Annotated in this window: 16 protein-coding genes; 12 read left to right on the top strand and 4 right to left on the bottom strand. The window is 46.2% G+C overall.

The features are described 5' to 3' along the window. Nucleotides 1-329: 329 nt before the first annotated feature. From HGD79_RS25375 to HGD79_RS25360, 4 genes are all read right to left on the bottom strand, one after another. Nucleotides 330-917, bottom strand: a complete 588-nt coding sequence (locus HGD79_RS25375) for a hypothetical protein (protein WP_000491822.1) — start codon at nt 915-917, stop codon at nt 330-332. 44 nt (nt 918-961) lie between these two features. After that, entirely contained in the window at nt 962-1225 is a 264-nt protein-coding gene (locus tag HGD79_RS25370) for a hypothetical protein (RefSeq protein WP_000149861.1), read from the bottom strand. A gap of 93 nt (nt 1226-1318) precedes the next feature. Next, nucleotides 1319-2080, bottom strand: a complete 762-nt coding sequence (locus HGD79_RS25365; protein WP_001167416.1) for a methyltransferase — start codon at nt 2078-2080, stop codon at nt 1319-1321. An 80-nt stretch (nt 2081-2160) separates the two neighbouring features. After that, complete coding sequence (locus HGD79_RS25360) at nt 2161-2925, bottom strand: hypothetical protein (protein WP_000277497.1); 765 nt, start codon at nt 2923-2925, stop codon at nt 2161-2163. Between the two features lie 320 nt (nt 2926-3245). Between HGD79_RS25360 and HGD79_RS25355 the strand changes: the two genes are divergently transcribed. The 12 genes from HGD79_RS25355 (at nt 3246) to HGD79_RS25300 (ending at nt 13299) form a co-directional block, all read left to right on the top strand. Then, the gene (locus tag HGD79_RS25355; RefSeq protein WP_000803860.1) at nt 3246-3413 is read left to right on the top strand and encodes a hypothetical protein; all 168 of its coding nucleotides are present in this window, start codon (nt 3246-3248) and stop codon (nt 3411-3413) included. Nucleotides 3414-3485: 72 nt separating this feature from the next. Then, nucleotides 3486-5876 (top strand): Ig-like domain-containing protein, encoded by a 2391-nt coding sequence (locus HGD79_RS25350; RefSeq protein WP_000694550.1) that lies wholly within the window; start codon nt 3486-3488, stop codon nt 5874-5876. A 434-nt stretch (nt 5877-6310) separates the two neighbouring features. Then, nucleotides 6311-6781: a hypothetical protein gene (locus HGD79_RS25345; protein WP_000170638.1), complete on the top strand. Its 471-nt coding sequence runs from the start codon at nt 6311-6313 to the stop codon at nt 6779-6781. Between the two features lie 49 nt (nt 6782-6830). Continuing rightward, a complete protein-coding gene (locus tag HGD79_RS25340; RefSeq protein ID WP_000581857.1) occupies nt 6831-7127 on the top strand; it encodes a type II toxin-antitoxin system RelE/ParE family toxin in 297 nt (98 codons plus the stop codon). A 242-nt stretch (nt 7128-7369) separates the two neighbouring features. Continuing rightward, nucleotides 7370-8317 carry a flavin reductase gene (locus HGD79_RS25335; protein ID WP_164846946.1) on the top strand — a complete coding sequence of 316 codons (948 nt, stop codon included), beginning with the start codon at nt 7370-7372 and terminating at the stop codon, nt 8315-8317. A 407-nt stretch (nt 8318-8724) separates the two neighbouring features. Continuing rightward, complete coding sequence (locus tag HGD79_RS25330; protein WP_000853477.1) at nt 8725-9102, top strand: hypothetical protein; 378 nt, start codon at nt 8725-8727, stop codon at nt 9100-9102. A 94-nt stretch (nt 9103-9196) separates the two neighbouring features. After that, on the top strand, nt 9197-9625 hold the full coding sequence (locus HGD79_RS25325; protein ID WP_001133498.1) for a hypothetical protein: 429 nt from the start codon (nt 9197-9199) through the stop codon (nt 9623-9625). A 64-nt stretch (nt 9626-9689) separates the two neighbouring features. Next, on the top strand, nt 9690-9947 hold the full coding sequence (locus HGD79_RS25320; RefSeq protein ID WP_001290637.1) for a hypothetical protein: 258 nt from the start codon (nt 9690-9692) through the stop codon (nt 9945-9947). A 155-nt stretch (nt 9948-10102) separates the two neighbouring features. Beyond that, nucleotides 10103-10711, top strand: a complete 609-nt coding sequence (locus HGD79_RS25315) for a hypothetical protein (protein ID WP_000833773.1) — start codon at nt 10103-10105, stop codon at nt 10709-10711. 168 nt (nt 10712-10879) lie between these two features. After that, complete coding sequence (locus HGD79_RS25310) at nt 10880-12130, top strand: site-specific DNA-methyltransferase (protein ID WP_000104323.1); 1251 nt, start codon at nt 10880-10882, stop codon at nt 12128-12130. A 280-nt stretch (nt 12131-12410) separates the two neighbouring features. Then, a complete protein-coding gene (locus tag HGD79_RS25305; RefSeq protein WP_001426334.1) occupies nt 12411-12557 on the top strand; it encodes a hypothetical protein in 147 nt (48 codons plus the stop codon). 415 nt (nt 12558-12972) lie between these two features. Next, complete coding sequence (locus HGD79_RS25300) at nt 12973-13299, top strand: hypothetical protein (protein WP_000556022.1); 327 nt, start codon at nt 12973-12975, stop codon at nt 13297-13299. Nucleotide 13300 lies beyond the last annotated feature (1 nt).

The following is a 13300-nucleotide window of genomic DNA, read 5'->3' as shown; positions in this document are numbered from 1 at the left end:
GCGTTCAGGACGTAAATCTTTCTTTTTGGAATTACATCTGACATTGCTGTGGTATCCAAACTGGCAACGATTGCAAAACTTATAACATTAGCCTGAAACTATCGGCATCCACATATCGCATTAAGTGATGCTTTTACTTTGTGTAAAAAAGAATCAGGATAAATTAGGTATGACAGATATAAATGCGTTAACGGACGGCATATATGAATCAAAACCTGGCGGTATTACGCCACCAGTCGAGAGGGGAGTGAACCTCAGTCAGTACGTCTACCTTCGTTCCGCAAGGCGCTTCTTGTTGTGAATTACAAACTGCCCTGGCGAGAACTGCATCATTTCACCCCCAGCAACACACGTGCCTCTTCAACGGTTTGCCACGAAGGCATTGCTACGCCAGATTGACTGCCGTTGCCTCTGCGCTCACCGGTGTCACATTCTACATAAAGACGCATCAGCATCGCTTCTATTTCAGCGGCCCGGCTATTATCCATTACCAGTTCTGCTGCGCGTCGTAGCTGTTCTGGAATGTCATTCCACATTCCCGCACCACTTCTGTCTTTGTTAGTGAGCAAGTCTTCAATAGCAGATGAAGCCATGTTAAGCAGGTCAGCCGAAACTAAAGGCATCGGCGGGGCGGTATAGAGGATTCGACGTCTTCCGCGTCTGTCTGGATCGTATTTATCATAAAAAGCTTTGTTCACATCTTCCCAGTGCCACTGAAGTTGCCCGGTTGCGTCATGGTGGCAAAACTCGCACTGATAAACAGGCGCAATCGACATAACTGCCTTTCCAATACGTGCCAGTACAGCAACTTCGTCAGCTCTAAGACTCATTGCTTCGCTTGGGTTACTACCCTCGGAAAATTCCAAAATTTGTTCAATACGTTCTGGTGTGAAAGTGGTCATAGGCTTTGAAAACATATTTTTTCCAGTTGTGCTTACCATATCATCAGGCCTTAAGAGCGTTAGCGAATAATTAACAGGTCAGGACCAAAACTAAATCCTTCCCCCATACGGTCTTCATGACGGGAGACATATGCCTTACCGTATTTCTCCAGATCCTGTAAGCGATCTTTTGCCAGATTCCACGAGTATTCCTGGCCCCACACGGGTCCGTCACGCCCGTCAAAGCGGTCAGGTTTACAATTTGCTTTCAGAAGTGCGTAGACATGCTCCAGCGTGGGTAGCTGCAAAGCACTATTAGCCTGAGAAACGGCAGTATGCGTCATTTCTGTTCACTCTTTATTGATTTAGTCAGTTAAGCCGGTCAGGTAACTTTAACCGGCTACTCGTATTAAGATTTCTTTCCGGTTGCTTGTCAGTTAGCGGCGAAGATCAATTTCAAGGCGGGCTGTTTTGACCTTTGTTCCGGACTCCCTAAATGTATCATCCGGAAGAGGCGAAATTTGTCCGCCAAGTTGTTTGACTCGCTCCCTGAGCGCTTTTGTCAGTGTGTCTTCCCGGAACAATACCCCAGCTGACAGAATGGCCTGTAAGCGACCTCGCTTAGCGAGCATTGCGATGGCATGCATGACATGTTTAACGTCAGAGCGTTTAAGGAATGGTGGATTCATAACGATAACATCAAAAGTTTCATCGGGCTGGTACCCAAGAAAGTCGGTATGCACCAGCTCGGCCCCTGTGCTAAGGACACTATCGTTCTTCACTGCAAGGAATCGCTCATCGTTCAATTCGATCCCGGTAATCAATGCATCCGGAGCCGCCAGTTTTAAGGCTTTCAGAATGCGGCCATCACCAAACTCAGGCTCCAGAACACGTTCCCCGGCAGCTGGTTCAGCGCGTAGAACCATATCTGTGACTAAATTCTCAGGGGTAGGGAAGAAATTGAACAAATCACGTGGGATGTCGACCGAACCTGTCAGAATGATTTGCTCGATACGCTCAGCTGCATCCGCCGTAAAAATATGTGCCTGCTCTTTTCGGTTCCATTTGCCACCGGCAGCTTCCAGCACTTTGTTTGTCTTAACATAAATGCTGCGGTCGAGCTGGTCGGCCAGGAAAAGAAAGTTCCCTTCAGCACGGCAGCGAGATAAGACGTTCAGAACTTCAGTTGAGATTTGCATTAAAACTCCATTAAGAGGATTTACCCGCCTGGCGGCAGCGGGTTGGTTACTTAAACAGGACAATTCAGATTTGGCCTTGGTTAGTCGGCAGACAACAGCAGGGATGGGCTGTTATAAGCGAAGCGGTCAACGGGAGCCTTCTCAAATCGCTGACCGCTTGCATCAGGGGTCAGAACGAGTCCGTTATGGGCGCAATGAATGTGGAGCAACATATCCCCGCCGGTGTTGATGTGTAAGGCAGGCACACCCTGATCGATTTCGAACATGACACCAAAACAGGGGTTACCTTCCTTGTTAACAACTTCACAGTGGATGTTATGTTGGCCGGTAACGCTGACCTGATAGGCCTGACTGTCCTCTTCTCTCAGTGTTTCCTCCTCCAGGCGCCAGTCCTGAAGTGTGAGGCTAATTTCAGGGGTATCATGCTCCTTCTGAAGAGCCTGGATACCTTTACGGAACAGCTGCATCATTTCATGAGTAAGGCAGTCTTCCTCAGCTCCAAAATGTTCTTTCCAGCCTTCAGGATCTGCATACATCCAGACGTTTTTAGCGAGCGAAGGTAAGGAAGCATCAGGCTCTACAAGGAGGTGAGGGATGCTCTCTTTGATTCCGAGATAACGTACTGGCTGGCCGTTAAGCGGTAACCCATCCGGCACTGTAACTTCAGCTCCTGGCAAGACGACGCTGTTTACCAGACCTCCACAATGTTCTGCCACCACCCGGCCTAAATCTGCCATAAACATCCGATGCTTTTCTGGTGAGTCCAGCTCACCAAGGAGTTCAGGTTTAAGCAGTAAACCGGTAATAATCTCAGTCAGTTCACGAGGAGATACTAATTTATACATTTTGTTTTCCTTTTCTGTGTTGGCTTTATATTAACAATCCAGATGCACGAGCTAATAACCTCCAGACAACTTTTTCAAAAATTATATACTTAAAGCAGGGGCTAATATGCGCAAGAAATGAATTTAGGAAGGATGGCTTCAAATTTAACTTTTTGGTTTTTTATTTTAGACGGACTTTAAAATAGCATCGCTGGTAAAATAATAAACATGGTTTATTTTTTGTTTGTATTGACAATCAAATGGGTAAAAATTAATTTACTTACATGGCGTATATTTAATGCCACCGTCCCGGCGGCACCGGGCATAAAAGGAAAACCATCTTGAAACCAATGCTCAAAAAAGATTTTTTTTCAGCTATTGAAAACCTTCTCAAAGCTGGCTTTCAACCTCGCTTTTACACTGTTAACAGTGGACGAATCGGTCTCATTACATTCACTGATAAAAATGGAACAAAACAGGTCCCGCCGGGCAGAAAAGAAAAACATTAAAATTAGCTATTTTCCCGAAAAGATCTCGAACACTGAAAAAGTATCATGGGGAACCTGATCAGGAGACAACCCATGAAAATCAAACTAGCCCTGCTTATTGCATTTGCAGGTTTCAGCGCAGGAGCTTCCGCTGAAATCGCAGAATTCAGCTTTAAAGATACCCTGAACGTTAAAAAGACCGTATCGCCTGCATCCGTATGGATTAATCCGGTAACGAGCTTTGACGTTGCCGTTATTTCCGGTCTGGACCGTTATATTACGCTCAGTCTGCTGAAAAGTGACGGGAGCCTCATCTGGAGCACGAAAAGCAGCCTGGTTACCGTAGATGACCGTACCACATCTTCGACAGGCTTTGATTATTACGGCAAGACTCTGACCGTACCAGCGATGGGAGAAGATAGCTTCACCCTCAGAGAGGTGATTACCGACTTGCAAGGGAAGGAGGTCTCCCGGCAGGATTACCCGCTTGCAATTGACCGAACGCCTCCGGCAACGGGTACCATAAGTTATACGAGAAACGGGTGGAACTTTGGCAGCGAAGCGATCTTCACTTCAGTACCAGCCGGTATGCAGTACGCCAGCGTCCAGGCACTGGTCTTTAATGGACTGAGTGATAAAGGTTCCGGGCTTGCTAATGCTGAATATTTCATAACCGATGCCGCTGGAGTGGAGCGTAAAAAGCCAGCGGAAATTAATACAGTGGAAGGTAGCGTAACCGTTCAAGTCGCCGACGCAAGCAGCAATGCCCTGGCACCGGAAAACCGCTCTGAATATAAAGTGGGGATCTACCTTTATGACAAAGCGGGAAACAGGATCGAACTAAGCCGCCGAAGCGTAATTGATCGGGTTAAGCCTGACGATATCATCCAGGTGCAGGACGCCACTACCGGATCATGGGTCACTTATCAGTCTGGCATGACCGTCTTCCAGAACCCTATTTCCGTACGGGTATTAAGGAAAAAAAGTGACTTTACTGCTGTTAACGGTTCCAAATATGGCTGGGCGGACTCGAATTTCCAGACGTCCGATAGCACTTATAATATTTATACTTTCAAATACATATATCCCAATGTGGGGGATACTTATCATGAATTCCAGACTCTGGCAGGAGGAGTAAGACGAATTCATCATAACTCCCTCAACTTCACTCCAGCCCCGGCGATGGAAATAGCCCCGAAGATAGTGGCTAAAGAGATGTACCGGAGTGATACCAGTGAGTGGTTAACTCAGGCCTCAATCAGCGTTAAAACCGCCACCATTAGCCGCATAAAGGTAACCGCTGAACCCCGACCATACGTGCAAAAGTTCAGAACGGTAAAAAATGCAGCCTGGTTCTGCACTATACCTATCGGACAAAGTTCATGCGAGATGACGGTTAACTTCAACTACACCAGTGACAAAGGATTTGAGTATCTGCACCTTTACTCGGGAAAAGATGGTGACAGCATATTCGATGCGCTTGCTGGTAATTTTACGGTTATCTGGGATAACAACCCACCGGTGGTTAATGTCGCTCAGGTAAACAAGGCCTCCAAGACAATCACTATGACGGCCACCGATAATGATCGCGTCAACGCCTGGAACATCAGCTACTGGGATACCAAAGTTTTCGAAGCCACCCTTAAAAATGCCCGGGGGGAACCTTTCACGCTGAAGCCTGTGACCGTCAGTGAAAGCGATTATAAAACCAAAAACGCCACCTTCTCATACGCTGGTCTACCGGACGGGGATTATACGGTGGTTAGCGTCTCTGCCACGGATCTTGTTGGAAACACCGGAACCAAAACGCTTAATGCACCGCTGAAAATTGACTCAACGCTTCCGGTTATCGCGTTCAGTTTTAATGGCGCAGACGCAGAAGGAAAACTGGTTAAAGGGCTTGAGAACCTTCGCATAAGCGTTACTGATGCCTCTGGGGATGCTTCCCTGACATCGCTTCAGCTCGCTGGTGGACCTAACTCTGAAAAGGTCACCCTGGCATTCACGCCGTTATCCAAGGATGTCTTTATTCCGGAATACCCCAGAATCTTCCCCAACACTGACGAATCGGGACAGATGTATCATCTGGAGGCACTGGCTATTGACGAATCAGGTAACCGGACCACTAAAACGCTTAATTTTACCTACCAGCCTGCGAATCTGATTATGCTGGATAATCTCAAGACGCTGGCCACAGCCGTAGCACTGAAAGCAACGGACAACACGCCGCTGGCCATCATCCGAACCAGTGTGTTGCGGCGTCAGGACGGTTCTATCATTACCGGACAGTTAAACGGAACCCTGACTGTTCAGAAAAATGCCCAGTTCGGCGTTACGGTTGCCGGAGTTACGGTCCAGCCTGGTGAAACTAAATCGCTGTCACTGGATCTTGGTAATGGTGAAGAGCGCACGTATCCCGTTACTCCCGCTGTAAGTGGTCAATCTGGCACGGCCACATTTGCTATAGAATTCCCTCAAACATAAGCTCTTCAGAAGGGTGCGGTAGTATGCCGTACCCTGTTACGCCATCCTCAATGTAATATGTAGAGTTGAGCATGACTTAATTATTACTTTCTCATTAAGTGGCTCTTAAATTGCAAACGGGAAAGTAATATTCCCGAGACGGGAAGGACGCCTTCCTTTTGGTTTTAATCTATGATGCTAAACCGTTTAATCACTCCGGAACAATGCCCGCGTTTAAATGGCTGGCACCAGTACATGATTTATCCATGAATGCTTTTTGATGCACTTTTACTTCAGAATGCTCTTAATTTTTTAAACAAAATTATATTTGAATCCTTCGTGTATAAATTTGCAGACCCTCTCTCAATGTTTTTTTAAAATATTTACTCTCAGGTTATTAGCCAGTAGATTCATTCTGTCATGATTACTCCAGAACTAACCGGAGGAATCACATTATGACCAAATATTATGATCGCAGTGGAATTGAAATCTCCAGCGCAAAAATCCGCTGTGTTGATTCTGTAAAAGGTACTGCGGAATATACTTTTCGTATTCTTTGCGATAAATGCAATGGTCGGGGAGAGCGTAAGCATTTTTATAGAAGTCGCTGTATGGCTTGTAAAGCCACGGGTTACAGCCTCGAAACGACCCGCACTGCTTACACGCTGAATGCGCTGTACCGCATTAATGCTCAAGCTGCCCGCAAAGTGTCAGCATCCTTGCAAAACGAGCGTTTGAGGACTGAAAACGCCCACAACTCTGCGTTCAATGCATGGTGCAGATCTCATCAAAAAATGGTTGATGCAATCACCCAGCAATCCAGCAGTAATAATTTTCTGGAAAGCCTTAAGTCTTCTTTAACCCACCAGCGTCAGTTAAGTGATAAGCAGCTGGCAGTCGCCGCCCGCATTTTAGGGATTCATTAATTCAAAGCCCTTTTAATTTAATTTTAAGGTCAATTATTACGGAGGAACTATGATCCATTCATTTAAAGACAGACGGCTTGAAAAGTTCTTCCGTAATGGAAAAACAACGGCAGGTATTCCTTCTGAAATTATTAACGCGATTCTGTGTCGACTCGAAACGCTGGATAATGTCCAGAGTGAGCGGGAGTTATTATCCAACAGCTTGCGTTATGAACGCTTAAGAATGACGTCAAACCGTTATTCCTCCATTCGAGTAAACTCTAAGTATCGATTATTCTTTGAATGGAATGATGGCGCACATAATGTCCATTTGTCAGCACATGACTATAAATCGCTCATCCATTAAGGTTAAAAATGAAGCTATTTTCAATTTCATCCCGGGATACAAGCATGGACGCGATGTTTTATATCCAGGCCAGTACTAAACAATAGGCAAGTTACATATTTAGTACCCTTTCCCCGAAGCCTACTGCGAACTGCCAGCTTACAGATTTGCAGAATGAGACGGTCGTCCCTTCCATAAGCCCTATTTCGCTTTCACTTAACCCCTGGTCGATCAATTCCCAGTCCCGAACCCGGGAATTGAGTATGGCCACGCATGGTCTTAACCTGATCTGTGCAGTCACGGATGAGCATACCCGTCAGATAGTAGACTTTTGCGATAACCTTGGACAGCAGCTTAAGGATCCGGACGACAAAAGCGCCTGGGTTAAGCTCATTAATTCTGAATGCGCATTGCTTAATTCTCCGCGTTTATATCCCGTTCTGCTGGAGCCGGAGACACCGGCACAATTTGAAATCTTTGTGCCAGCTCCGGAAGATGGCGATCACGACACGGTTATAGCCAGCGTTGTTGAAGAATGTTTCGGAGATGAATGCCGGTACAGAGCAACGGACAAAGCTTTTGCAATGTCGGAAAAGCCAATCATCAGGCTGGAAGCACATTTCAATGACAAACGGGAAAAGGTTTTAGAACTGACCTTTTCCAGTTTCAACCTTTCACTTTCTGCGTCCGTGTATGAACACCAGCTACGTCAGATTTTATTACTTTGCGAAGATTTTGGCGTAAGGCTTCAGGGTAGAGCCGGGGCATCCTGCCACATCAATATGCGCAGCGCTTACCGTCGTCTTGCACATGTCGGCACCGGCTCTCGCCCAGGTGATGGGAGTGATGTGCGGGGCTATACCTCATCTAAAGAGCAAAAAGATGTTAAGGGGCTGCTCGATAAGTCAACCAGGGGAAGTGAGCTTGTACCGGCGAGGCACGGGCAGCAGTTTAACGGTGTCTTAGTGAATGCCACACCCGCACCGGCCACGACGGGTTTTATATACCTGTCGCATGATTTTCCGGAAGGCCAGTTTATGATGACAGCCGAGGTGTTGCATGTTGGAATAACACCGGGCGGGATCTACTACATTGAAACACTGGACGGATACCGGTTTATCGTTACAGCGTTTGAAAAGGGATTAATGAACGGTTTAAGGGAGTTTTTGGCTGTAAATGAGGACTACTTTAAGTATTACCGCTGGTCTTAGCGTCTGACCTGAAACCGGTAGGCCAGGGAAGGCAACCGGGAAAATGCAATTTAACCTGATCCTCTCCCTACCACTACCTTTACCCACGTATAATAGCCCGACCAAATTATAATGCCCGATCACCGCATTGGCTGAAACCACACATATTCTTCTTAGGCCTCGCCTGATGAACTTCGACCACAAGACAAAGGAACGTAACTAATAAATAAAATTTATGAGCTGCACAAAAGTTACTTTTCCATAATGGCGCTTCACTTACATTGTGGTTTCATAATCATTGTTGGTATTTAAAAAGGATGTGTTCAATCTTAAATAAAAGGCGGTGTTTTTTTTCTGAAAATTTGCTGGGAGGTTATTAGCTGGGGGTTGGGTAACAGTATAATAAGTACAGATGAAAAGGAGGTTTTATGAAAACGTTAGACGTGATTTCAACTCAACTCAACTTTAATAATCTGCTGAATCAGGCAGGATATAATCTTTCAGAAATTGTTGTTAAACGCTACAGCGCTGCACCCGCCTTTAACGAAGGGCACTGGTTGTTCATTGCAGAGCAGGATAATCGCTACATTGAAGTGGTCAGTCTTCTTTCAAAGGCATCAGAAAGCGGAGAGCAGCATGTCGATATCTTTATCAATATGTTCGAAGATCCGATTGATGACATTATCTCCCGAAACATTGAACCCAAAACATTTGCGACACTTTATAAATACATTGAACGTATACCTTTTACACCGGACGTAAAAAAAGAATTCTTGAGCAGTATTGAGACTATTAATTTTAGTTAACTAAAAATTACAGATTTTCTTTCACCAAGTTATTAGGTAATGATATCGACCTGGTATCATTACCGTATCATGAATATGGACGGGGACGGGTAAAATGCCTAATAATACTGAAGTCATTAGCTGCGACTTATTTTCAATTCTTTCCTCACTTAATTTTAGTGTTGAGGATATTACAGGGCTAACTCCGGCCAAATTCAGAAAGGGGGCTTTCTTGCATGCAAAAATATCTGCAAGCCAGGCCACGCGAGCAGCTGATATTTCCCTTCAATTACTCACGGATCGTGTTTCAGGTGAAATGAACTACGTAATAGTAATTGGCAGGCACGAAGGGCTCCTGCAAAGCGAAGCAATTGACCCAAACGCTGATAAGCAGTACCGGGAAAACCGTCATTCTCGCCATTTTATCCCAGTAACCGATGCCAATACCAAAGCCCTGAAAAAAACCTGCAAGGTAATGAAAACATATATCAAAGAGCAGGCATTTAAGCCTAACACCTGGGGGCACAATTTCATTAAGGGTTGATTTATTCTTGCCCCGGTGAACCGGGGCAACGCTAAATTAACCTCAACCTGAGCTGGAGGCACAAATGTCTGAAAAACACTTTATCGTAAAGATCCAGAACCGTAACGGCGACCATGAGAAAAGCTATGTTCGTATACTCGTCAGCGATTGTGAGAAAAATGCTTGCCAGACGGCACTGATTTCCGAGTGTGCTGGCGAGGTTGAACAGCTGAGTTTTGAAGACGGTGGGGTTTATGACTACAACGGCGAAAATCACTACAGTGTCAGGAGCTGCGTGGAGGTTGCCCCTGAAGATGTTGCAACTTTGCAACGCTACCTTTAACACCTGCGGCATTAAAAAAAATATCGGGTGTCTGTTACAGGATGCCGCTGTTTTAAACGATGCCTCAAAGATCGCTATCGCTCCTGATGCCTTCATTAAGAGCGGGTTTGTGGTAGGTTCAGCGTAACAAAACTACTGGAATTTTGGTTGCCTCGATGAAGAGCTGCTTTTCTGATTTACCCGTTAAAGACGGCAAGTCCGGAACTTGGAAACTGGACACTTTCGAAATTACCACAGATAAGGCGCTGACCCTCGCCCTTCGTGCCGAGTGTACTGGTAATACAGATGAGTTTATCCCGCCCGGTAGATATCGCCGCTTGTCCAACGGCTGGGATGTGGTGATGTCCAATACCCCGATGGAGATCCGAACCTGCCAGGATTTTATAGAGCGAGCCACCGGGCGGGTGCTCATTAATGGTCTTGGTCTTGGTATGGTGCTCCACGCCATTCTTCAGAAAGACGATGTAACCCATGTCACGGTAATCGAAAAAGAACAGGATGTTATTAACCTCGTTGCAGCCTCGTTTGCAACCGATCTTCGCGTTGAAATTATTAATGCTGATGCAATGGAGTATTGTCCACCAGCTGGCGTTACGTACAACGCTTGCTGGCATGACATATGGACAGACTTCGCAACAGCTAATCTCGCACAGATGGATAAGCTGGAAAGTAAGTACCGGGACATCTGTGACTGGCAGGGATCGTGGGGCAGGGAGGAGTGTGAGCAAAAGCTCATTGAGTTCCAGAATCTTGAGGCTGATTAATCCAACTTGCGAAGGTGTCTCCGCTAAAGGAGCCCGGCTCGCTCTGTGCAAGCCCAGCTGTGCTGCATGATTTGGCAAAGTCTTCAACAAACCAGATCGGTCTGATTTAGTAATCTCACTTCCAACCATCAGGCCGATATAATAACTGTATCCCCATTAGGATGGCTGATGAGTACGATTAATACGGACTTAATTGCGCATATCTACGCTGCCTCCGAATCGCCGTTGACCAACGACGAGCTTTATCGCGAAGTGCAGCGTAAAACTGGCATGTCGGATGCCGAATTGCACGAACTGAAAGAATTTGGGTCAGATAAAACCAGAACCAGCGGCGTCAAACATAAGGTTCGCTGGTTTCAGCAGACTCTCCGTCAGGCCGGGGTCATCGAACGCGTTCCAGAAAAACGGGGCGTCTGGAGATACGCCTCTAAGACGAAAACAAACCTGCATGAGTCATGGGAAAAGCTCTGTGTTGTCGGTTTCTCAACTTCTCTTGGGGCATCGGTTTTTGGAAACGCCTATGCCTTCTTCAGCAATATCACCGAGCAAATTCATCTTTGCCTGACCTCGCCACCTTACCTCCTTCGAAATTCAAGAGACTACGGGCACGGAGGGGGGCGTGGCGAGCAGGCTTATATTGACTGGCTTCTGCGTATCCTCGAACCGATCGTGAAACAGCTTGTACCGGGCGCAAGTGTGGCATTGAATATCACTCAAGATAGCTTTAATAGGGGTAGGCCTTCACGTTCTCTGTATCTGGAGCGTCTGACACTGGCATTATGTGACAAGCTGGGGCTTGAGCTCATGGACAGGCTTCAGTGGGTGAATCGCAGTAAGCCCCCATCGCCAACGCACTGGGCATGTAAGCAACGGGTGCAGCTCTGCTCATCGTATGAGCCTGTGCTGTGGTTTACCAATGATGCGAGTAAGGTTCGTTCAAACAACTTACGTGTACTACAACCGCATTCAGACCAGCATCTAAAATTGCAGGCAGCAGGCGGTGAAAATCGCACGACCTTTTATGGTGATGGGGCGTACCAGCTTAAAAGCGGTTCCTTTGGAAATAAAACAGAAGGAACGATCCCCAAGAATACTTTGTTTTACGGCAATAGCTGCGCTGATACGAGATTTTGCCATTCCATTGCCCGCGAGCTCGGTTTTCCGCTGCACGGTGCAACGTCTCCTACCAGGCTTGCAGCGTTTCTGATTGAGTTTTTGACAGAGCCGGGAGATCTTGTTGTAGATCCCTTCGCTGGCTTGCATAAAGTCCCCATCGCAGCCGAGCGACTTGGCAGACGTTGGCTGGCGACGGACAAAATCATGGAGTGGCTGGCGATTTCCCGAAACCTTTTTACGGCCGCACCGGGATATAAGAGTAACCCCATGCTGGATGAGCTCGCCGAACTGTATCGGACTTAATGCAAGTTAACGGTTTTGATAAAGTGGTTTGAAGCGACAAACGGTTTATTCATTTAGCAGTGGTTCCACCAGAGAATGGCAATATTAACGGCTTAGCATATACCGCTGAGATAATCAGGTAGTCATTCATTTCCGGTTGTCTGTATTAACGAGTGTATTCATTATTCACTTGTTTCTACGATATAGACCCAACAAAAACAAATTGATGGTTGTGATACAGATGTTGTTGGATTAACTAATTTGGTAATTTAGACGGTTTCTAAATTAAAGGTGGACAGATATGAAGTCAGATTCAGAAATGGCTTCTCCTATCGAGTTGCACATTGGCGATCATGTCCAGCGGCATGGTGCTTTATCTGAGGTCATGCATATTGTTGAATCCAAATGCGATATTCCCGGCGGCATCCGGGTAGCAGCATGCATTTGACGGGTTATCGGTAACGTTCCGGGCAATATTCCTCGTGGTTGGCTGGAAACACCGAAGCGTATGGCTGAGCGAGGCGTTAAGTGGGCGACGAGTCTGCCCGGAGGGCTTTACTTTAACATGCAGGGGAACGCACATGCGAAAGTAAGCCGGGTTATTCGTAATGTGACTAACTGAAACTTTTTTCTGAATTGCGGTGTAAAAGTTACTTTTCACCGCGTCGTTTTCCATCACTACTAATTCAGAGTTTTTCTGAAATAAGCAGAGTTAAAGCTAACGATTTATTCAGGCCATTTTATTCTAATCATTATCCTACACTTCAAAAATATGCAATATTTTTTCTTCTGACCTATTAGCCAGAATTCTCGATTCGGTATCATTTACTTACGGTAATTCTTTTAAAAACGAGGTAAATGGCATGCATTCTCAGGATCCTATCACGAAATTAACCCAGACGTTGCAACGCGACGATGGTTCTCAGGTTCGTATTGTAGCGCAGCGGGGATATGGAAGCGGGCTTACAGCCTCGCTTGATGTGTACGTTCTCCGTCGTGATTCCTCTGAAAGCAACTGGTCACTGTGCGGAAAAGATCCTCACCCCGAGTGGAGAAAGATGTCAGTAGATGAGTATCAGAAATTTGGACGCTCAGAAATGCTGCGCTATGCCACACCAGGTGAAATTCTCAGGGTGGCATCCGCTATTGGCCAGCCAATGAGCTTCCTCGATGGCAACCCTGCGTTTTAGC

The organism is Escherichia sp. SCLE84, assembly GCF_012584495.1.
In the GTDB taxonomy this organism is placed as follows: Bacteria; Pseudomonadota; Gammaproteobacteria; order Enterobacterales; family Enterobacteriaceae; genus ECMA0423.
This window is presented reverse-complemented; position numbering and strand designations above follow the sequence as displayed.

What these genes read in the sequence shown, in the direction of transcription:
- HGD79_RS25330 (WP_000853477.1), top strand. Translation starts at nt 8,725, where the DNA reads ATGAAAACGTTAGACGTGATTTCAACTCAACTCAACTTTAATAATCTG.
- HGD79_RS25310 (WP_000104323.1), top strand. Translation starts at nt 10,880, where the DNA reads ATGAGTACGATTAATACGGACTTAATTGCGCATATCTACGCTGCCTCC.
- HGD79_RS25375 (WP_000491822.1), bottom strand. Translation starts at nt 917, where the DNA reads ATGTTTTCAAAGCCTATGACCACTTTCACACCAGAACGTATTGAACAA.
- HGD79_RS25350 (WP_000694550.1), top strand. Translation starts at nt 3,486, where the DNA reads ATGAAAATCAAACTAGCCCTGCTTATTGCATTTGCAGGTTTCAGCGCA.
- HGD79_RS25360 (WP_000277497.1), bottom strand. Translation starts at nt 2,925, where the DNA reads ATGTATAAATTAGTATCTCCTCGTGAACTGACTGAGATTATTACCGGT.
- HGD79_RS25305 (WP_001426334.1), top strand. Translation starts at nt 12,411, where the DNA reads ATGAAGTCAGATTCAGAAATGGCTTCTCCTATCGAGTTGCACATTGGC.
- HGD79_RS25320 (WP_001290637.1), top strand. Translation starts at nt 9,690, where the DNA reads ATGTCTGAAAAACACTTTATCGTAAAGATCCAGAACCGTAACGGCGAC.
- HGD79_RS25335 (WP_164846946.1), top strand. Translation starts at nt 7,370, where the DNA reads ATGGCCACGCATGGTCTTAACCTGATCTGTGCAGTCACGGATGAGCAT.
- HGD79_RS25300 (WP_000556022.1), top strand. Translation starts at nt 12,973, where the DNA reads ATGCATTCTCAGGATCCTATCACGAAATTAACCCAGACGTTGCAACGC.
- HGD79_RS25345 (WP_000170638.1), top strand. Translation starts at nt 6,311, where the DNA reads ATGACCAAATATTATGATCGCAGTGGAATTGAAATCTCCAGCGCAAAA.
- HGD79_RS25315 (WP_000833773.1), top strand. Translation starts at nt 10,103, where the DNA reads ATGAAGAGCTGCTTTTCTGATTTACCCGTTAAAGACGGCAAGTCCGGA.
- HGD79_RS25370 (WP_000149861.1), bottom strand. Translation starts at nt 1,225, where the DNA reads ATGACGCATACTGCCGTTTCTCAGGCTAATAGTGCTTTGCAGCTACCC.
- HGD79_RS25325 (WP_001133498.1), top strand. Translation starts at nt 9,197, where the DNA reads ATGCCTAATAATACTGAAGTCATTAGCTGCGACTTATTTTCAATTCTT.
- HGD79_RS25340 (WP_000581857.1), top strand. Translation starts at nt 6,831, where the DNA reads ATGATCCATTCATTTAAAGACAGACGGCTTGAAAAGTTCTTCCGTAAT.
- HGD79_RS25365 (WP_001167416.1), bottom strand. Translation starts at nt 2,080, where the DNA reads ATGCAAATCTCAACTGAAGTTCTGAACGTCTTATCTCGCTGCCGTGCT.